Consider the following 19,694-nt stretch of genomic DNA (forward strand, 5'->3'; position numbering starts at 1 on the left):
GATTTGAACGCTGAACCAACAATCCTCGCGCCCCCTGCAGCGAGCGAGATCGCGTTCCCCGACGCGCGCCGCCTGCGTTCGCGCGACGTCTTCCGCCTGGTCGCGCGGGTATGGCCCTTCATCCGCCCTTACCGCCGTCATCTCGTGTATCTGTTCCTGGCATCGCTGCCGGTCCTACTCGGCGGACTGATCGGACTAAACCTGACGCGCGTTTTCTTCGACGTCGTCGGCCACGGCGCCAGGTTGACCCGCGCGCAGGCGTGGATGCTTCGGGTGCCGCTGCATGCCGATCGGCGCACTGTTCTCATTCACGCATGCGTCGTCGGCGGCATCGTGGCGGTGGTGGGCCTGACCTTCGTCCTGCTCCTTTTGGGTTACGCGGTCTGGATTTTACAGCGCATCAGCAATCTCTTCCGCGTCAATCTCTACACGCGGATGCAGGAACTGAGCATCCGCTTTCACTCCGAGGAAAAGATCGGTGATGCGATCTTCCGGATGTTCCAGGACTCGGCCGCGATTCCAAACGTAATCGACGGCTTGATCGTTCAGCCGCTCATTTTCTTTCCCGCCGCCATCGGCGCCCTCCTCTACTTGCTCTGGTACGACACGCGGATGGCGCTGATCGTCGCTCTGCTGATGCCCGCCAACTTCATACTGGCGTGGATGTACGCCAATTCTTTGCGCGCCGCTTTCATCGCGGAGCGCGAGACCACCGCGCGCGCGACAACGCGAATCGAGGAAACGCTCGCGTCGATCAAAACCGTCAAAGCCTTCGGCACCGAGGCTCGCGAGGCGGAAAACTACGCGCGCGAGAACTGGGACGCGTTCCTCGCCGGCCGCCGCGCGCGCCTGATGCTCGCGCGATACCGCGTCGTGACCAACACTGTTCGCGGCCTGGCTTACGTCGCGGCACTGTACATCGGCGCGAGAGAAGTGATGGCTGGCGGGACCGCGGGTCTCGGCGGCGTCGTCGTTTCGCTCGGACTGTTCGAAGGATCGATCAATCTTGTTTCCAACGTCAGCAATCGCACGAGAAATATCACCGACCAGTGGGGCAGCATGCAGGACGTGGTCGTCGCGATCTCGCGCGTGCTCGAGATGATCGGTCAAACCCCCGAGCAAAGCATCGGCAGCGGCACTGCGATTCCGCCAAAATCCGCGAAGGTGCTGAGCTTCGACCACGTGACTTTCGGGTACGACCCACGCACACCCGTACTTGCCGAGGTGAATCTCGAAGCGCGGGCCGGTGAGATCACCGCAATCGCCGGTCCCAGCGGCTCCGGCAAGAGCACAATCATCTCGCTCGTGGTGAGGTTCTTCGATCCAACCGCGGGCACGATCCTGCTCGACGCCGAACCGATTTCAAACTTCGAACTTCCGGCGTGGCGGGGGATGCTTTCCGTCGCGCTGCAGGAGAATCCCCTTTTCACCGCAACGATTCGCGACAACGTCGCGTACGGACGCCCGAACGCATCGACGGTCGAAGTTGCCGAAGCGATTCATCGCGCAGGCCTCGGCGACTTCGTTCGTTCTCTGCCGGCCGGCCTCGACACGATGCTCGGCGAGAAGGGATCGAAGCTTTCGGTCGGGCAGGCGCAACGTCTCGGACTCGCGCGCGCGCTGTTGCGCAACGCACCGATTCTCTTGCTGGACGAACCGACCTCCTCGCTCGATGTCGCGACCGAAGACGCGGTCATGATCGGTCTCCGCGATTGGGTCAACGAAGATCCCAAGCGCCGCATGGTGATTCTCGCAACCCATCGCCGCACCACCGCGTCCCGCGCCGATCGGATTTACCATCTGGCCGGGGGCCGGCTCGTTGCCGCCGACGGTTCCGTACTCGACGACGTCCCGATTCGCGAGGTAAGCAATGCCTGACAACGGCGCACCGCGCGACTCGCGCGCGAATGTTCTCTACGCCGACGAGCAGGCTCCCCTCACCTGGCGCGAGGCCTGGAGCGTACTCGTCAAGAGTTGGCCGTTCATCAGCCGCTATCGCCGGCTGGTCGCAATCAAGTGTGTGCTGGTTTTCGTCTCGCTGACCTTTTATCTGATGACGCCGTGGCCGTTGAAAATCGTCATCGACAACGTCATCGATAAGCACCCGCTGACCGGCATTCCAGGCGCAATATTGACCCCGATGGTCGGCGACAGCCGCACCGCGCTGCTCATCGCCGTTTCATTATTTCTCGTGCTGACTGTGATTCTCATTGGAATGGTCCATGGCGAGGCGCAGGGACTCGGCACCAACGTAAACAGCGGCGGTCTCGATCAGGCCGGTATCACCGCGAACGACGCCAACGACGGCGGCAGCCTGTGGAACGGCCTGTTCGGCTATCTCGAGTCGTGCATCACGATCGATCTCACGCAGCGGATGAACCAATCGCTGCGCACCGCGATCTACGAGCGATTCCTGCGCTCGCCGCTGGCGCTCTACGCGGATCAGAAAATCGGCGACGCGGTCTTTCGCGTGATGTACGACAGCGCGTCGATCGGCCCGGTTTTTTATCGCGGCGTGCTCGCGCCAATCATGTCGGTGTTCATGTTCGTGATGGCGATCATCGTGCTCTCGATACAATTCAGCAACGAGCCGGTGATCATCGTCGTTGCGATTCTGTTTCTGCCGGTGGTCGCGATCGGCAGTACACTTTTCGGACGCTTACTCCGCGATCAGAGCCAGTCGATGCGCGAAAGCGGCAGCAACGTGATGGCCGCTTTCGAGGAACGCGTCGCGCAGGTCCAGCTCATCAAGGCGTTCGGACAGGAGTCGCGCGAGACCGCGGTCGTCGACGCTGCAAGCTGGCAGTCGTTCCGCTCGACCCTCCGCATGCTCGCAATCGTTTTCGTGATGGTGATCGTGCTCGCGCCCATTTGCTGCGTGCTGATCGGATACAGCCTCTACTACCTTATGATGCAGGTGATTGCGGGCCGCATGACGCTCGGCGATATCGTGCTGCTCGCGAGCTACCTCGGAATGCTGGCGAATCCGATGGGGGTCATCGGCGGCACCTGGGCCTCGATACAGGCGTCGGTTGCAGGACTCAGACGCGTGCACAGCGTGCTCGACAACTTCGCCGAGCCGATCAGTGACGGAAGCGGCGACGGCCTTACGGCTCGCGTCAGCAACCTGGAATTCAGCGGCGTTGCTGTCGGCTACGGTACCACCACCGTGCTGAGCGATGTCACGATGTCGATGCGCGCCGGCGAAATGGTTGCGCTGGCGGGGCCGAGCGGATGCGGCAAGACGACCCTCATCCACTCGATCCCGCGTTTTATCGAACCGTCGGCGGGAACGATCGCTTTCGACGGCGTCGATTCGCGCGCCGTCGCACCTGACACGATTCGTGCGCGAATGGGATTTGTATTTCAGAACGAGTCACTGTTCTCGACCTCGATCGAGGACAACATCCGCTACGGCAGCGATAGCGCCTCGGCGGCAGATGTTCGCGAAGCGGCGGCGATGGCGGGTGCGGCGGAATTTATCGACCGGCTTCCCGACGGTTACTCGACGATGCTCGGGCGGCGCGGCGCCCGCCTGTCCGTCGGACAGAAACAGCGAATCGCGATCGCGCGCGCCCTGCTTCGACGCCCAGAGATCATGGTCCTCGACGAGCCCGCCGCACCACTCGATCCAGCCTCCGAGTCCGATCTGTTAAAAACGCTGGCCGCACTTGCCCATGATCGAATTGTAATCATAGTCGCCCATCGCGCAGGCACGCTCGCCGCTTGCGACAAGGTCTTTTTCATTCATGGCAAAACCATTGGCGCCGGTGGAACCCATGCGCACCTGCTCGCGACCGACCGCGACTACCAGGCCTACCTCGCGCAGACCGACGCCGAGATTCCCGCCTGACTCTGGCCCGTCGATTGCTCTTAAAATGACGTCCGCCATGCTGGCGGTGATGATTTCCGCGCCAGCGGGCAGCGATGGGGTAAGCTCGATGGATTCGACTGTTTCCGAAACAGGCAAGACGGTGCCCGTTTGGGCGGCGTACAAGCCGGATGCGAATGTTTTCGACGAAATGATGGACCACTCCAGCGAGCCGCGTTCCGGCTGCCAGGGGGTCATCGACACGCTGTTCTCGATGCGGCCGGCGCAGTTCACCGAAATCTGCGCGCGCGCCGACCGAATGTTCCGCAGGATGGGCGTGACCTTCAATGTCTATGGCGCGGCCGACGGATCCGAACGTATCTTCCCGTTCGACCCGATTCCACGCGTCATCGACGCCGCCACCTGGGCCACGCTGGAGGCCGGCCTGATTCAACGAGTGCGCGCGCTCAACGCGTTCGTCGCCGACGTTTATGGCGAAGGATGCGTTCTCGCAGACGGCGTGGTCCCGCGAGATCTCGTCCTCGGATGCCCGCAGTTCCGTCGCGCCGCGGTCGGCATCAAGCCTCCACTCGGTAATTTCGTCACAGTAGCAGGAATCGATCTGGTACGCGGCGCCGATGGCCGCTTCTACGTCCTCGAAGATAACGTGCGCACCCCGAGCGGCGTTTCTTACGTGATCGAAAATCGCGTCGTCATGACGCGACTCGTCCCGACTCTGATGCGCGCATCGCGCGTCCGCAGCGTCGAGCGCTATCCCGCCGACCTGCTGCAATGTCTGAGAGAGATGTCGCCGTCGGGCAAATCCAATCCGACCATCGCGCTGCTGACGCCCGGCCCTTTCAACTCCGCGTTCTTCGAGCACGTCTTCCTTTCGCAACAGATGGGCATCGAGCTGGTCGAGGGTCAGGACCTCGTGTGCGTCGATCGCAAGCTGTACATGAAGGACGTTCACGGGCTGCGGCAAATCGACGTCCTCTATCGCCGCATCGACGACGACTTCCTCGACCCCCTGGTCTTCCGTCCCGATTCTCTGCTCGGCGTGGCCGGCCTGACCGCAGTTCTGCGCACCGGAAACGCCGCGATTGCCAACGGTGTCGGCACCGGAGTCGCCGACGACAAGGCCGTTTACGCGTATACGCCTGCGATGATTCGTTACTATCTCGCCGAGGAACCGATTCTGCCAATCGTCGAAACCTATCTGCTGCGCGATCCTGAGGTTCGCGAGCAGGTGCTGAAAAATCTCGAACGCTACGTCGTCAAGCCAACCGGCGCGTCCGGCGGCTACGGCGTCGTCATCGGTCCCAAGGCCAGCGAACAGGAACTTGCAGAGTCGCGCGAACAAATCATCAACGATCCGTCGGCCTTCATCGCGCAGCCGGTCATCGCGCTCTCTGTTCATCCGACGATCATTCACAATGGCGGGGCGAGCGATATGAAGATGATGCCGCGGCACATCGACTTTCGCCCGTTCGTACTGTTCGGCGCCAAGCCACGGGTGCTCGCCGGCGGTCTGACCCGCGTCGCGCTCCGTGAAGGCTCGTTGATCGTGAACTCATCTCAGGGCGGCGGCAGCAAGGACACCTGGGTGCTCGAGGCCTGATGCTGCGGCGAATCGCGAGTCATCTTTTCTGGACCGCCCGCAATTTGGAACGAGCCGAATGGCGCGCGCGCCTGCTCGACGTCAATTACCATCTGCTGATCGAGAGTCCGCCGCGCGACGTGCAGCCGTGGGCGCCGCTACTCGCGATTTTCGGCGAGCGCGAACTGTTTGCCGAGTACTACAAGACCGCGGACGACGCCTCTATTCTCAACTTCTTCGCGCTCGATACCGATAACCCCAATTCGATTCGGAGTTGCATCAACACCGCCCGCAACAACGCGATCTCGCTGCGTCACTACATTTCGTCCGAGCTGTGGCTCGATCTCAATACGCTCTATCTCAACGCGCAGGAATGGACGCCCGAACTTTTCATCACGCCCGGCGTGTTCGCGTTCTTCGCCGATCTCAAGGACAGTTTCTACCGGCTCTCCGGCATCCGTCAGAGCACCATCCCGCGCGACATCGCGTACGACTTCATGCAACTCGGCATCATGCTCGAACGGACTGAGGACGTTTCGCGGATGCTCGACGTCAAGTACCACTTCCTGCTGCCGCGCCTGGAAGATGTCGGCGGCTCGCTCGACATCCTGCAATGGGCCGCGGTGCTGCGCAGCGCCTCGGGCCTCGAGGCGTATCGCAAACGCTTCGGCAACTCGATCCGAATCGACAACGTGGTCGAAATCCTGCTGTTCGATCCAACTTTTCCGCGTTCCGCGCGATTCTCGCTCGCGATGGTCGAAACCTCGCTCAACCGCATCCAGAATGAGTCGCCCGAACCTTCGCCGCCTTCCTCGCGGCTTGAAGAACTGTTGGAGCTGATGCGCTCGAAGCGCTCGCTCGAGGTCATTAAGTCCGGCCTGCACCAGTTTCTGCTTGAGATTCAGGACGGATGCGCGGCGCTGAGCGACGAGGTCTTTCAACGCTACCTCAGGACCGATTGAATTGATGCGATGCTGCTGCGGATCTGCCACATCACCCGCTTCGAGTACCAGGCGCCCGCCTACGATTCGCACAACGAGGTGCGAATGCGCCCGCTCGAAAGTGCGGATCAGCGATGCGTCGAGTTCGATCTGGATCTGACTCCCGACGCGTCGACGTTTGAATACGATGACTACTACGGCAATCGCGTTTATGGATTCTCGCTCCACGATCGGCATCCTGAACTAATCGTCGCGGCGAAATCTCTGGTCGAGCGCGTGCATGCGCCGCATCCTGCTGCGATTCCGACCCCGTTCGGCGAGTACCTGCTCGATGACCACGTCCGCAATCGACTCGAGTACGATTTCCTGAACGCGAGCCGCCACGTCCCGTTCAGCGATCCGCTGCGCAAATTCTTCTGGCTGGCGAAACCCGACCCGTCCGAAGACGTCGCCGCGTATGCGAATCGCATCGTCGCCTTTATCCGCGATCAGTTCGTCTATGAGCCGGGGATGACGAAAGTGCACTCGACGGCCGACGAAATTCTCAGCGTCGGCGGCGGCGTGTGCCAGGACTTCGCGCATCTCACGATCGGCGTGCTCCGCCTCGCCGGCATTCCCACGCGCTACGTCTCAGGATACCTGGCGCCCGCCGCGAACTCCGCCGCATCGAGCGTCGGCGCGCAAGCGAGCCACGCGTGGCTGGAAGCGCAGTTACCGGGCTTGGGATGGACGGGGTTCGATCCGACCAACGGATGCATGGTGGATGAGCGGCACATAAGAGTAGCCATCGGCCGCGACTACTCCGACGTCCCGCCAATGCGCGGCGTGTATCGAAGCCAGGGCGGCATGCAATTGATGTCGGTAGACCTGACGATAGAACCGCTGCCAGATCTCGCTCGCCCGATCGATCCCAACGACAGTTCCAATCAACAAAACCAGCAGTAACTCTAGCCCTCGATGCCGAGCGCGAGCGGCGGCATCGCCGTCGATTCTTTCTCTTGCTTCCTGCCCTTGATCAGCCTGCGCGACCACGCCTTCGCGATCATCTTCAGCAACGACGCCTCGAACAGCGCGGACGGCGGCTTCATCATGTTGATCACTTCGCCGATACGCTCGCCGATCGCGGGATCGTCGTTGGCGACCTGGAACATTTTACTAATCAAAGGATCCATCACCCGGCTCATCAGCGGACGCTTGCCTTCTGTCCCCGGCACTCTGAAATCCGACGCGGTCGCGAGTCCCCACGGCTCGGCCTGGAAGCGCGCCTGCGCCGCGAAGAATTTTCGCGGGACCTCGACGTCGTTGATCCCGTTCTTTTCGAGGCACTCGCCGAGCATCAACGCCGACAATGCGCCCGACGTCATCCCCTGTCCGTAGACAGGATTGAACGCACATGACGAGTCGCCGAGCGCGACGAAGCCGTCGAGCCGCGCGCCCCATTTGTCATAATGCCGCCAGCGATTGGCCATCTGCCGATACGAATAGACCTGCGACATCGGCTCCGCCAGCGCGACTTCCTCGGCGATAATCGGCGAGCGCAATTTCGCCAGCATGGCGGTGAATTCGGTCTCGTCGCTCGGCGGGTAATGGCCACCGATTCCGGCCAGGGAAACAATCATTCGATTGCCCTCGACCGGAAACAACACGCCGGCAGTCGAGAAGTTCTGCGCGATCGGATCGATCCAGATTCCCTTCCACCACCAGTCTTTCCCGCGCCGATCGGGATTCACCTTGTACCATCGCGACGCGTATCCGGTATGCGAATCGACCACAGTCTCGGGCGGCGACGGCAACCCCATCGCCTCGATCCATGACGGAACTTTGGTCGTGCGCCCGCTCGCATCGACGATCAGATCACCAGTAAGCGTGAATGACGCGCCGCCGTCGCGCGGATTCACTTTCACTCCATTCACCCGAATCGAGTCGCCGCGCGCCGTCTCGAATCCAACCGCTTCTGCCCGTTCGATCAGCTCGACGTTTGGAATGCGACGCAGCAACTCGCGCACGGTCTCCTCGATCAGCACGCGGCTGGCAAAGAGCGTCGTGATCGAGTTGGGACGCCGCTCGGCCCATCCGTCGGCCCGCAGCGCCGCAAAGTCGCGCCCGAAATTAATCTCGAGCGCGCCGCGATCGAGCATCGTCTTTTCGAAACCCGGGAACAGCCGATCGAGTTCGAGCCGCCCACGCATCAGCAAAGCATGCACATGCCGGCTCTGCGGAACCCCGGGCCGCTCATGCGCACCGGCAGGATAAGCATCCCGGTCGATCACGGTAACTTTGTCGTAGAATTTGCTCAGCACGCGCGCAGCACAAAGCCCCGCCATGCTTCCTCCAATTATAATCGCATGAGTATTTTCCATTTCAGCTGTTCCTGCGCCTCATCCCCGTTTGAATTTCTTCTCACTGATCCCATTCAAAATAATGTCCAGAGTCTCCGCGACGGCCCCCTCAATATCGATCTTTCCGTCGTGCCGTACCCACGTATAAATCAGTGCAAAAAACGCGGAACACGCGGTCAGCGCAGCGACCGTCGGCTCCGTACGCCGCCGGAACTCGCCGCTCTTCTGGCCGCGTCGGATAATCCCCGCGAGCAGATCAACCAGGCCGGCTGCCTTCTCGTCGTGTTCGCTGAGTACGCGCGGCCGCGCCAGCATTTCACGCATCACCAGCCGGACGACGTCGGTGTGGCGCACAGCCCGTTCGGCCAGCATCTTGAGCGCCATCCGAATGGTCGCGGTCGCGCTCCCGCGATACTCGGCTATCGCGGCTGCGAGTTCGTCGTTGGCGCGCTCGCCGTACTCGATCAGCAGAGCTTCCTTGGCTGGAAAATGCAGAAAGAAAGTCGCGCGCGCCACGTCGGCGGCATCGCAAATATCCTCGATCGTAACCGAATCGAAACCGCGGCGCACAAATAAATTCATCGCGGCGTTGTATATATCAGCGCGGGTGCGTCCCTTCTTGCGCTCACGCCGCGAGACCGGCGCCGCGGCAACGGCATGAACAATGGAGCTCTCGATATACTCAGCCATATAACTAGACTCAAGTCTATTAACCGACCGCGATACACGAAGCAAGGGCGGATAGTCGGTCGATGAGCAGCTTTGGCCCGCGCTGCACGCCTGTTAAACTTGAGCGAAAGAGAGTTGCTGAATACTTTGTCGAAAAAAGACAAAATTGAAGACGCGATAGAGACGCCGCGCGTCGTCGTCGACTTCGAGCTGCTCCGCAGTTTCGCTGCGCAGAATTTTCGCGATCTCGGCGGGCATCCGGTCGCCAATCTGCGGCGCGTCCGCGCCGGGAAGATCTTTCGGTCGTCGCATCTCGCCGAGGTCCCACCCGAGAGTCCCATCAGTCAGCTGAAACTTCGCACACTCGTCACTCTTCAGAGCCGCGCCGAAGTAAAACATCTGGGCTCGCCGGAACCCGCGACGCGCGTGGGCGTACGGTGGGAACACATCCCGATGGGCGACGAATGGTTCAACGACCAGGGTTACACGCGAGTCGCACCGGAGCCCGGCCGCGAGCATCTCGCGCTCGTGATGCATTTTCGGCACGACTGGCGCCGCTTCTTCAAACTGCTCGCCGAGCGCGACGTTTACCCTCTGCTCTTCCATTGTTCGGCCGGACGCGATCGCACGGGAGTCGGCGCCGCGATGCTGCTCTCGATGCTCGGGGTCGGGCGCGATCGAATCGTCGCGGACTTTCTCGAAAGCAACCTGGTCTTCAAAAAGATTCCGCTCGCCGCCGAGCAACTCGATCCGGTTTTCGAACTGATCGACGAAAACGGCGGTATCGAAGGCTTCATGCGCCAGGTCATCGGCCTCGACGCCGGTGAACTCGCCATCATTCAGGAAAACTTGCTGGAAGATTGAACTCTCAGGCGGGCAGGTAGCCGTCGCGCAGCAACGACTTCGCGATGATCATCCGCTGTACTTCGCTGGTGCCCTCGCCGATTTCGGACAGCTTCGCGTCGCGCATGTAGCGCTCGACCGGGAAATCGGTGACGTAGCCGTAGCCGCCGTGAATCTGCACCGCTTTAATCGTCGACCACATCGCGGTCTCAGACGCGAACAGCTTCGCCATCGCCGCTTCTCGCGCGAACGGCTTGCCCGCATCCTTGAGGGCCGCGGCGCGACAGATGAGCACCCACGACGCGTCGATTCGCGTCGCCATGTCGGCGAACATCCACTGGATCGCCTGGAACTCGGCAATTTTCTTGCCGAACTGCCCGCGCTCGAGCGCGTATGCGCGCGCTTCCTCGAATCCGCCGCGCGCGATTCCCGCCGCGAATCCCGCGATTCCGATCCTGCCGGCCTCGAGTACCTTGAGAGTCTGCCGGTAGCCCGCGCCCAGCTCGCCGACCAGGTTGCGCGCCGGCACCGTGACGTTTTCGAAGATCACTTCGGCGGTGTCGGACGCGCGCAGTCCCAACTTTTCAATTTTCTTTCCGTTCGAGAGTCCCGCCGTGCCGCGATCGACGATGAACGCCGACACGCCGTCGCGCCCGCCCGCCTGATCGGTGATCGCCATCACGACGTACACGTCGGCGACCGTGCCGTTGGTGATGAACATCTTGGAGCCGGTGATCGAATAGTTGTCGCCGATGCGGGTCGCCTTCGTATGCATCGCGGCCGCATCGGAACCGGAACTCGGCTCGGTCAGGCACCACGCGCCGAGCTTCTTCGCCTGCAGCATCTCGGGCACGTAATGATTGCGCTGATCGTCGGATGCGAACCCCGCGATGTGCCCGGTCGAGAGCGACATGTGCGCGGCGCAGGTGAGTCCGATCGACGCGTCGTAGCGCGAGAGTCCTTCGACGACCAGCACCTGCGAGAGCGTGTCAGCGCCGCCGCCGCCAAACTTTTCCGGAAACGCGACGCCGAGAAAGCCGAGCTGGCCGAGCTGCTCGACGATATGCCGCGGAAAGGTCTCTTCCTTGTCCCACTTGGTCGAATGCGGTTTGATCTCGCGCTCGGCAAAGTCGGTGAGCGTCTCGCGGATGCGCCGCTGCTCTTCGGTGAGATCGAAATTCATTTGAACCTAAATGCGGGCCGTGACGTTCTCGCGCACCCACTTGACGATGTCTTCGGTTGACGCGCCGGGCGTGAAGATCTGCCGCACGCCTAGCTGCTTGAGCTTCTCTGCGTCGTCGTCGGGAATAATTCCGCCCCCGAAAACCGCGACCTCGCCGGCGCCCCGCTCTTTCAGCAGGCGCATCACCTCGGGGAACAGCGTCATGTGCGCGCCCGAAAGTACGCTGAGCCCGACCGCGTCGGCGTCTTCCTGTACGGCGGCCTCCGCGATCATTTCGGGTGTTTGATGGAGCCCGGTGTAGATGACCTCGAAGCCGCCGTCGCGCAGTGCGCGCGCAATTATTTTTGCGCCGCGATCGTGGCCGTCGAGCCCCGGTTTCGCGACCAGAATTCTGAGTCTCTTTTCCGCCATCGCCTAAATCCAGCCTGGGTCAGTGTACACGCCAAACTCCGTGCGAAAGATGTCGCATACTTCGCCGACAGTCGCGTCGCGCCGTACCGCCTCGCAAATCGGCTCCATGAGATTTTCGCCGGAGCGGCACGCCTCAGAGACGCGCGCGAGCGCTTCCTTGACGGCAACAGAGTTTCGTTCGCGCTTGACCTTGCGCACGCGCTGAATCTGTCGCTCTTCGATCTCGGGATCAATCTTGAGCGTGGCGATCGGGATCTCCTCGGGGATCGAGTACTTGTTGACGCCGACGACCGTCTTGATTCCCTGCTCGAGCTGACGTTGAAAGTGAAATGCCGCCTCTGCGATTTCGCGCTGCGGATAGCCGGTCTCGATCGCCTTGACCATCCCACCCATCTCGTCGATGCGCCGAATATAGTCGTTGGCCTCGCGTTCCATCCTGTCCGTCAGCGCCTCGACCGCGTAGCTGCCGCCGAATGGATCGATAGTATTCGTCACGCCGGTTTCTTCCGCGATAACCTGTTGCGTCCGCAGCGCGACCATTACCGCCTGCTCCGTCGGCAGCGCGAGCGTCTCGTCCATCGAATTGGTGTGCAACGACTGGATTCCACCAAGCACTCCCGCGAGCGCCTGGATCGCGACGCGCACCACGTTGTTGATGGGCTGTTGCGCGGTGAGCGAAGCACCGGCGGTCTGCGCATGCGTACGCAGCATCATCGATTTCGGATTCTTCGCACCGAAGCGATCCTTCATGATTCGCGCCCACATCCGGCGCGCGGCACGAAGCTTGGCAACCTCTTCGAGAAAATCGTTGTGCAGATTCCAGAAGAACGACAGCCGCTGCGCGAAATCGTCGACGGCGATACCGCGCTTCACGGCCTCATCGACGTAGCAGATGCCGTCGGCAATCGTGAACGCCAACTCCTGCACGGCGGTCGAGCCGGCCTCGCGGATGTGGTAACCCGAAATCGAAACGGCGTGCCAGCGCGGAACTTTGCGCGCGCAAAACTCGATCATGTCGGTGACAATTCGGAGCGCAGGGCGCGGCGGGCAAATCCATTCCTTCTGCGCGATATATTCCTTGAGCATGTCGTTCTGGATAGTGCCGCCGACGCGATCCCACGGAATTCCGTTGCGCTCGGCCACCACCAGGTACATCGCGAGCAGGATCGACGCGGAACAGTTTACCGTCATCGAGGTGCTGACGCGGTCGAGCGGGATTCGATCGAACAGCGTCGCCATGTCGTAGACTGTCGAGACCGACACGCCTTCGCGCCCCACTTCGCCGAGCGCGCGTTCGTGGTCTGCGTCGTAGCCCATCAACGTCGGCATGTCGAAGGCGGTGGAGAGCCCATCTTGACCCTGGCCGAGTAAAAAGTGGAAGCGCGCGTTGGTGTCCTCGGCGAGTCCGAATCCAGCGAACTGGCGCATCGTCCACAGCCGCCCGCGGTACATCGAGCCGTACACACCGCGTGTGTACGGAAATTCGCCCGGATCGCCGAGCGCATCGTCGTACGAGCCGGTCACGTCGTCAGGCGTGTATAGCGGATCGAGCTCCATGTCCGACACGGTAGAGAAACGCACCGGGCGCTCGTTCGCCTGCTTGTAGGTCGTCTCGAGCCACTGCTTTTTTTTGCTCACAGTACAGTCCTTATCAACTTTGCTTCACCGACTTTCGAGCACACTGCCCGCGATTACCAGCCGCTGAATCTCCGACGTGCCTTCGTAAATCTCGGTTATCTTGGCGTCACGGAAAAAGCGCTCGACCTTGAACTCCTTGGTGTAGCCGTAGCCGCCGTGAATCTGCACCGCCTCGGTCGCGGATTTCATCGCGGTTTCGGCGGCGAACAATTTCGCCATCGCCGATTCTTTGGTGCACGCCTCGCCGCGATCCTTGAGCGTCGCCGCGCGATGCGTCAGCAGGCGCGCCGCATCGATCTCGACTGCCATGTCGGCAAGCTTCCACTGAATCGCCTGGTACTGCGCGATCGGTTTGCCGAACGTGAGCCTCTCCTGCGCGTATTTCAATGACGCCTCGAGCGACGCGCGTGCGATTCCGAGCGCCTGCGATGCGATTCCGATCCGGCCGCCATCCAGCGTCTTCATCGCGACCTTGAACCCCTGTCCTTCCCCGAGCAGCAGATTCTCGCGCGACACGCGCATATCCGAAAAGCTCAACTGCGCGGAATGCGCGCCGTGAATTCCCATTTTGTCTTCGACCCGCGTGACCGCCCATCCCGGCGTATCGGTCTCAACCGCAAACGCGCTGATCCCGTGATGGCCCTTGTCGGGTTGCGTCATCGCAAACACGATCGCCACCTTCGACTGCGGCGCGTTGGTAATAAAATTCTTGGTGCCGTTGATCACGTACGAATCGCCGTCGAGCACCGCGCGCGTCTTCTGACCCGCGGCATCGGATCCTGCCTGCGGCTCGGTGAGGGCGAAGCATCCAAGCCACTTGCCGGTCGCCATCTTCGGCAGAAAATGACTTTTCTGCTTCGCGGTACCGAGGCCGAGAATCGGCCACGACGCGAGCGAGCAGTGCGCCGACATGATGACCGCCGTCGAAGCGCATTCGACCGCGAGCTCCTCGAGCACGAGCGAATACGCGACGTGATCGAGGCCCGCACCGCCGTATTGCTCGGGAAGAAAGATGCCGAGCATCCCGAGCCGCGCGAGCTCGTCGATCGCTTCGGCCGGATATCGATGCGAGCGGTCGGCCTCGACCCCGATCGGCCCGAGCTTCTCGCGGGCGAAGCGGCGGGCAACGTCGCGAGCTCCGCGTTGCGCTTCAGTTAGTTCAAGATCCATTCCAATCCATATGTAGCTTAGAGTGATGGGCGGGGTCGATAGAATCGCGCGCCGATTTTACAATATGCTCTGAACGCTCGCTCTGACTGATCATTCAAGGATCTTGTGCCCGGCAACGCCGGAGACGGCGGGCACTATGCGGATTGTACTATTGGGACGCCCCCAAAACGTTCGAACGGTCATCCGATTTGGACTCGCATCGACCATCACGGCGCCGTCCAGGTCGGTGCGCATCAGGATGGCGCCCGCTTCGACATAACGTTCAACCACCGCGGCCGCCGGGAAATGAAAGTTGTTCAAGTATCCGTCCGAGATCACCGCAGTTTCCGGATGCACCGCGGCGATGAATGCCGCCGTCGAGGAAGTCGCGCTGCCATGATGCGGCACCTTCAGTATCGTGGCGTGTAGATCGCCGTGATTCTCGATCAGCGAGCGCTCTCCGGCAGACTCAATATCGCCAGTGAACAAAATTGACGTGCTGCCGAAGCTGAATCGCAAGACCATCGAACTGTTGTTGTGCGATTTCGCGACGGCCGCGTTGCCATTGAGCGACGAAATCGCAACGCCCTCGATGGCAGCGAGCGGAGCCTTCTCTAGCACCTGCACCTTCGGAATGTTCGCACGCTCGAGGTCGTCCATGAAGCGTGAGTAACTGACGTCGAGGTTCGACACGCCGGTGGTCCAGAACGCACGCGGCGAGAAGTTCATCGCGATAAAATCCAGACCGCCGAAATGGTCAAGGTCGGGATGGCTCAGCGCGATGTAATCGACGCGCATGATTTTCTGCGACCACAAGTAGGGCGCGACAATTCGCTCGCCCGCGTCAAAGCCGCCATAGGAGCCGCCGCCGTCGATCAGCATCACGCGCGATCCCGGAAATCGGATGACCGCACCGTCACCCTCGCCCACCGATAGAAACGTCACACGCAAGTCAGGATTGTAGAAGCGATCGTAGATCCAGTATCCGGCGTCAATCGTCAGCACGGCGGCGAGCGCAACAACGAATCGCGAACGCCATCCAAACTTGCGTCTAGTCGTGTTGCCGGGAATCTCGGCGCGCGATCGCTTTCCAGTTATCGCGACCGCGAGCGGGGCGAGCAGCCAGAGCGCCAGGAACGCGTACGCGATCGTGAGTTCGAGAATTGTCGGCGTGAAAATGCGGAACCACGCGAGTGGCCAATCGACGAACCATGCAGCGAGCCAGTTGCCTGCCGCGAGCGCGCTCCCGCCGAATAAGAGGATCGGACGCGCGGCCGACTCCGAAAAGAAACTCACACCTGCCGCGATCAGTCCGCTGACCGTTGCGCCGAACGCCATGATCGGCACCACCACTGCATTGGCGACGATTCCAACTATCGCGAACTGGTTGAAATGGTACGCGGTAAGAGGAGCCGTCCCGGCCATCGCCCAGAACGACACCGCGAGATAGCCGGCCGGCGCTTCAATATATCGCCACCGTGGCGATGACGGTTCGCCGCGAAGCCGGCCAAGACGTTTTCGGCGAGCGAACCAGGCGGCGAATCGGCGCATGCCGAGCACAATCGCAATCACCGACGCGAACGATAACTGAAACCCGATGTCGGCGGTCGAGCCAGGGAGCGCGACGCAAATCACGATTGCGGCAAGCGCCAACGATGCGATCGCCTCGCGAGAACGATCGATCGCCACCGCCAGCATGTATGCGAGCACCATCGTCAGCGCGCGCACCGTCGACACGTGATGGCCCGCGATCGACGCGTACGCGCACACCGCAATCATCGCGGCGAGCGCGGCAACCTTGTTCGCGTACCCGCGGTTCGCGAGCCCAGGTAACAGCATCATCGCAAGGCGCACCGCGGCGAACATCGCAGCAGCCACGATGCTCAGGTGCAGACCCGAGATAACCAGCAGATGCGCCATCCCGGTGCGCGCGAACGTCTGCCGCAGCGGATCGCCGATCTCGCCTTGATCGCCGATCACGAGCGCCCGCATCTCGGCGTTTTCAGGATAGGCGAGGTTGCGATCGAAGAAGCCGCCGATGTGGGTTCGTATCGACTCAATCTGGCTCGCGGGGAAGATTGAACGATGCCCGATCAATTGAAACCGCGCGGACCCGAGCGAATTTTTCGGAGCAGTCATCGTGGCGTCGATGCCGTCGCGCGCCATCAGTCCCACGTAATCGAACTCGCCGGGATTCCCGTAGTTGCGAGGGAAATGGATCCGCGCAGTCAGTCGGATCTCGTCGCCCAGCTTGAAAGCACTGAACCCGAGTACAGCGATTCGAACATTGCCGCTCGACTCGGACATCGTACCGCCCTGCTCTGCGGCCCGCGTAACTTTGACGTAGATTCGATCGCCGTAGGCTTCGTGCTCGGTCTCGCGATACACACGTCCTTCGATCGTGACGCGCGAACCCTCGACCATCGCCGCAACGCTGTGCGGCTTGCGCGGCGGTTCGAGCACATTCGCGACCGCGACATTGGCAGCGAGCACGATCGCCAGGAACGTTGTCGAGAGACCGAGCGCGCGTCGGGAACTGAGAAATGCGCCAAGTGCGACGAGGGCGAACGTCGATGCCAGCCACGGCGGAGTCGCTACATGGAAGTTGCCGAGCGCGTCGCCGGTAACGATCGCGATCGCCACCAGGTAGATCGGCGCAACTCGGTCCACCAGGCTGACCGCCGGAATCGGAGGCAAGATCTCGCGACGCCTGGTCGATTCCAGTGCGACGGGTCGCGAGATCGAGCCTCTTACGGAAAGCGCTCCCGCAGCGATAAGTACGCACTCCTTGCGCATCGAGGGCGGCGCGCGGTCAATGTTGACTCGGAGATTATGCGCTAAGACAAAGAGATAGCGCGAGCAGGATGTGTGCTCGGGGGAACTTTTGCGTCAGTCGCGCACAGGCGAATCATTGATTTGCGCGCCGGCATCCTCGGCAGGTATTGCGGGCGGCTCGAGCGCAGGATCCAGTTGATCGGCGGGATCGGCAGATTCGTCGACATCGAGTAGCGCCGTCATTTGGTCGAGATGCCGGCGAATCTCGGCCGCAAGTTCACGGTTGAGTCCCTTGACCTCCGCGATCTCATCGACCGTAGCCTCACGAATCCGCTTGAGGCTGCCGAAGTGACGAAGCAGCGCACGCCGACGCACCGGACCGATGCCCTCGATATCGTCGAGCACCGAGCGCAGCCGCGCGCGACGCCGCAGTTCGCGGTTGTAGGTAATCGCAAATCGATGCGCCTCGTCGCGAATCCTCACGAGCAGGAACAGCGCGGTCGAGTTCTTCGGCAGCACGATCGGATCCTTGCGTCGCGGGACGAAGACGCGCTCCTCGGATTTCGTCACCTCTTTTTCGCGCCGGTCGTTCAGCACATGCTGCTTGGCGAGCGAGACGCAGTCGATCTGATCGAGCAGCCGGAACTCGCGCAGCACTTCGAGCGCGACGTTGAGTTGTCCTTTGCCGCCGTCGATCACCCACAAATCCGGGTACACGTTTTCACGCACTGCGCGCTCGAGCCGGCGCTTCAGGACTTCGTACATGCTGGCGAAGTCGTCCTGCCCTTCGAAACTGCGGATCCGGTAGCGGCGGTAGAGATTCTTGCACGGCTCGCCTTCGTCGAAGGTGACTTGCGATCCAACCACCATCGAGCCTTGCAGATTCGAGATGTCGTAACATTCCATCCGCTTGGGCGTATTGCGCAGACCGAGCTTGACGCGGAGATCCTCGAGCATCTGCTCACGCGTCTTTTCGTTATCGCGGCGCGAGGCAAAGCTCTGGCGTGCATTGTCCATCGCCATTTCGAGCAGGCGGAGCTTTTCACCGCGCTGCGGCACTATTACTTCGCACTTCTTTCCGCGCCGCTCTGAGAGCAGCTCCGCGCGCACGGCGGCGTCCTCGAGCTCGACCGGCACGATCACTTCGTCGGGAATGTTGCGCGCGCCCGAGTAATACTGCGTGAGCAGATCCGAGAGAATTTCGTGCACCGGAAATTCCAGGTCCTGGAAGCTCCATCCCTGGGTGCTGGTCAGCTTGCCGCCGCGCACGATCAGCACGATCGCCTCGATGTAGCCGCCCTCGCGGTAGATTCCGAACACGTCCTCGTCGATTCCCCAGTGATGGAGGACGGTCTGGCGCTCGACGGTTTTCTCGATTGCCTTCACGCGGTCGCGAATTCGCGCCGCGTCCTCGAATTCGAGCCGAGACGCATGATCCTTCATTTGATCGCGCATCTCGCGGAGCAGTTCGAGGTTTTTCCCTTCCAGCAGCATCTGCGCCGCATGCAGATGGCGCCCGTACTCTTCGCGATCGACAGGCAGGCAGCACGGCCCGAGGCATCGTTTGATCTGATACTCGAGGCACGGCCGCGAACGATTGCGGAAGACCGCGTCGGTGCAGGTGCGCAGCGGAAAAACTTTACGGATGACGTCGATAGTCTCGCGCAGTCCGTCAGCCGAGCCGAACGGGCCGAAGTAGCGGCCGCCGTCCTTGACGATCTTGCGGGTGACGGTGATGCGCGGCCATGCGTGATTGGTCATCTTCGCGCTCAGGTAGGATTTGTCGTCCTTCAGGCGGATGTTGTACCGGGGCTTGTACTGCTTGATCAGGTTGTTCTCGAGGATCAGCGCTTCCTTCTCGCTCGCGGTGACGATGGTGTCGAAGTCGCGCACCCGCTTCATCAGGAAGCGCACCTGGAAGCGGCCGTCACCCCCCTCGCGGAAATATGCGCGCACTCGTGTGCGCAGCGACTTCGCCTTGCCGACGTAGAGCACCTTGCCCGCGCGATCGCGCAGCAGGTAGATGCCCGGCTCGGTCGAAGCGGCCGCCAACTTTTGATCGATGGAGGCCGATTCATCTTCGAGGACCAGCGCCTCGCCGCTCCGCGCGGGCGCATCCTTGGGATACTCGATCAACGAGCCGTATTGCGGACCGGTCGATGTCTGCGCAGCGGTTTCAGGCGGAGCGTCGTTGGCGTCGCGCTTTTCCTTTTCATCTTCGGGGAGCATTGCGGGCGCTATTATATCATCGCGCCGCGTCGATTCGCTGTCCGCAGATCGGTTATCGGCGCGCTACCCGGCACGGCTGAATCATTGCTATTGAGATTTTACGACT

The 19,694-nt window shown here is 61.6% G+C and carries 14 protein-coding genes; 6 read left to right on the top strand and 8 right to left on the bottom strand.

Going from position 1 to position 19,694, the window contains the following annotated elements:
* Window positions 1–3: 3 nt before the first annotated feature.
* The 5 genes from WB650_RS08515 to WB650_RS08535 all read left to right on the top strand — a co-directional run bounded on the left by WB650_RS08515 (window position 4) and on the right by WB650_RS08535 (window position 7,297).
* Window positions 4–1,878, top strand: a complete 1,875-nt coding sequence (locus WB650_RS08515) for an ABC transporter ATP-binding protein (protein WP_423960150.1) — start codon at window positions 4–6, stop codon at window positions 1,876–1,878.
* Window positions 1,871–3,853, top strand: coding sequence for an ABC transporter ATP-binding protein (locus WB650_RS08520; protein WP_423960151.1), 1,983 nt, complete (start codon window positions 1,871–1,873; stop codon window positions 3,851–3,853). Before WB650_RS08515 ends, WB650_RS08520 begins: the two co-directional genes overlap by 8 nt.
* Window positions 3,854–4,142: 289 nt before the next feature.
* Window positions 4,143–5,432 (top strand): circularly permuted type 2 ATP-grasp protein, encoded by a 1,290-nt coding sequence (locus WB650_RS08525; RefSeq protein WP_422307024.1) that lies wholly within the window; start codon window positions 4,143–4,145, stop codon window positions 5,430–5,432.
* On the top strand, window positions 5,432–6,373 hold the full coding sequence (locus WB650_RS08530) for an alpha-E domain-containing protein (protein WP_422306994.1): 942 nt from the start codon (window positions 5,432–5,434) through the stop codon (window positions 6,371–6,373). The genes WB650_RS08525 and WB650_RS08530 overlap by 1 nt, the downstream gene beginning before the upstream one ends.
* A gap of 9 nt (window positions 6,374–6,382) precedes the next feature.
* The gene (locus WB650_RS08535) at window positions 6,383–7,297 is read left to right on the top strand and encodes a transglutaminase family protein (protein WP_422306996.1); all 915 of its coding nucleotides are present in this window, start codon (window positions 6,383–6,385) and stop codon (window positions 7,295–7,297) included.
* 2 nt (window positions 7,298–7,299) lie between these two features.
* On the opposite strand, the gene WB650_RS08540 is transcribed toward WB650_RS08535, so the two are convergent.
* Window positions 7,300–8,676 carry an NAD(P)/FAD-dependent oxidoreductase gene (locus tag WB650_RS08540; RefSeq protein WP_423960153.1) on the bottom strand — a complete coding sequence of 459 codons (1,377 nt, stop codon included), beginning with the start codon at window positions 8,674–8,676 and terminating at the stop codon, window positions 7,300–7,302.
* A gap of 54 nt (window positions 8,677–8,730) precedes the next feature.
* Window positions 8,731–9,381 carry a TetR/AcrR family transcriptional regulator gene (locus tag WB650_RS08545; protein ID WP_422307000.1) on the bottom strand — a complete coding sequence of 217 codons (651 nt, stop codon included), beginning with the start codon at window positions 9,379–9,381 and terminating at the stop codon, window positions 8,731–8,733.
* A gap of 126 nt (window positions 9,382–9,507) precedes the next feature.
* On the opposite strand from WB650_RS08545, the gene WB650_RS08550 reads away from it, so the two are divergent.
* A complete protein-coding gene (locus WB650_RS08550) occupies window positions 9,508–10,224 on the top strand; it encodes a tyrosine-protein phosphatase (RefSeq protein ID WP_423960155.1) in 717 nt (238 codons plus the stop codon).
* 4 nt (window positions 10,225–10,228) lie between these two features.
* Here the strand turns inward: WB650_RS08550 and WB650_RS08555 are convergent, their stop codons facing one another.
* The 6 genes from WB650_RS08555 to uvrC all read right to left on the bottom strand — a co-directional run bounded on the left by WB650_RS08555 (window position 10,229) and on the right by uvrC (window position 19,588).
* Window positions 10,229–11,386, bottom strand: coding sequence for an acyl-CoA dehydrogenase family protein (locus tag WB650_RS08555; RefSeq protein WP_422307004.1), 1,158 nt, complete (start codon window positions 11,384–11,386; stop codon window positions 10,229–10,231).
* A 6-nt stretch (window positions 11,387–11,392) separates the two neighbouring features.
* Window positions 11,393–11,797 (bottom strand): cobalamin B12-binding domain-containing protein, encoded by a 405-nt coding sequence (locus WB650_RS08560; RefSeq protein ID WP_422307006.1) that lies wholly within the window; start codon window positions 11,795–11,797, stop codon window positions 11,393–11,395.
* Window positions 11,798–11,800: 3 nt separating this feature from the next.
* The gene (locus tag WB650_RS08565; RefSeq protein WP_422307008.1) at window positions 11,801–13,435 is read right to left on the bottom strand and encodes an acyl-CoA mutase large subunit family protein; all 1,635 of its coding nucleotides are present in this window, start codon (window positions 13,433–13,435) and stop codon (window positions 11,801–11,803) included.
* Window positions 13,436–13,459: 24 nt separating this feature from the next.
* Window positions 13,460–14,605, bottom strand: coding sequence for an acyl-CoA dehydrogenase family protein (locus WB650_RS08570; protein WP_422307010.1), 1,146 nt, complete (start codon window positions 14,603–14,605; stop codon window positions 13,460–13,462).
* A 90-nt stretch (window positions 14,606–14,695) separates the two neighbouring features.
* Window positions 14,696–17,254 (bottom strand): DNA internalization-related competence protein ComEC/Rec2, encoded by a 2,559-nt coding sequence (locus WB650_RS08575; protein ID WP_423960159.1) that lies wholly within the window; start codon window positions 17,252–17,254, stop codon window positions 14,696–14,698.
* Between the two features lie 219 nt (window positions 17,255–17,473).
* Window positions 17,474–19,588, bottom strand: a complete 2,115-nt coding sequence (uvrC, locus tag WB650_RS08580; RefSeq protein WP_422307014.1) for an excinuclease ABC subunit UvrC — start codon at window positions 19,586–19,588, stop codon at window positions 17,474–17,476.
* Between the last annotated feature and the right edge of the window lie 106 nt (window positions 19,589–19,694).

The sequence above is a fragment of the Binatus sp. (SeqCode) genome, assembly GCF_049584895.1.
Lineage (GTDB): Bacteria > Desulfobacterota > Binatia > Binatales > Binataceae > Binatus.

Bases quoted from the DNA above. Each gene is read 5' to 3' on its own strand.
- WB650_RS08560 (WP_422307006.1), bottom strand. From the start codon at position 11,797: ATGGCGGAAAAGAGACTCAGAATTCTGGTCGCGAAACCGGGGCTCGAC.
- WB650_RS08545 (WP_422307000.1), bottom strand. From the start codon at position 9,381: ATGGCTGAGTATATCGAGAGCTCCATTGTTCATGCCGTTGCCGCGGCG.
- WB650_RS08525 (WP_422307024.1), top strand. From the start codon at position 4,143: ATGGGCGTGACCTTCAATGTCTATGGCGCGGCCGACGGATCCGAACGT.
- uvrC (WP_422307014.1), bottom strand. From the start codon at position 19,588: ATGCTCCCCGAAGATGAAAAGGAAAAGCGCGACGCCAACGACGCTCCG.
- WB650_RS08570 (WP_422307010.1), bottom strand. From the start codon at position 14,605: ATGGATCTTGAACTAACTGAAGCGCAACGCGGAGCTCGCGACGTTGCC.
- WB650_RS08535 (WP_422306996.1), top strand. From the start codon at position 6,383: ATGCTGCTGCGGATCTGCCACATCACCCGCTTCGAGTACCAGGCGCCC.
- WB650_RS08555 (WP_422307004.1), bottom strand. From the start codon at position 11,386: ATGAATTTCGATCTCACCGAAGAGCAGCGGCGCATCCGCGAGACGCTC.
- WB650_RS08530 (WP_422306994.1), top strand. From the start codon at position 5,432: ATGCTGCGGCGAATCGCGAGTCATCTTTTCTGGACCGCCCGCAATTTG.
- WB650_RS08520 (WP_423960151.1), top strand. From the start codon at position 1,871: ATGCCTGACAACGGCGCACCGCGCGACTCGCGCGCGAATGTTCTCTAC.
- WB650_RS08540 (WP_423960153.1), bottom strand. From the start codon at position 8,676: ATGGCGGGGCTTTGTGCTGCGCGCGTGCTGAGCAAATTCTACGACAAA.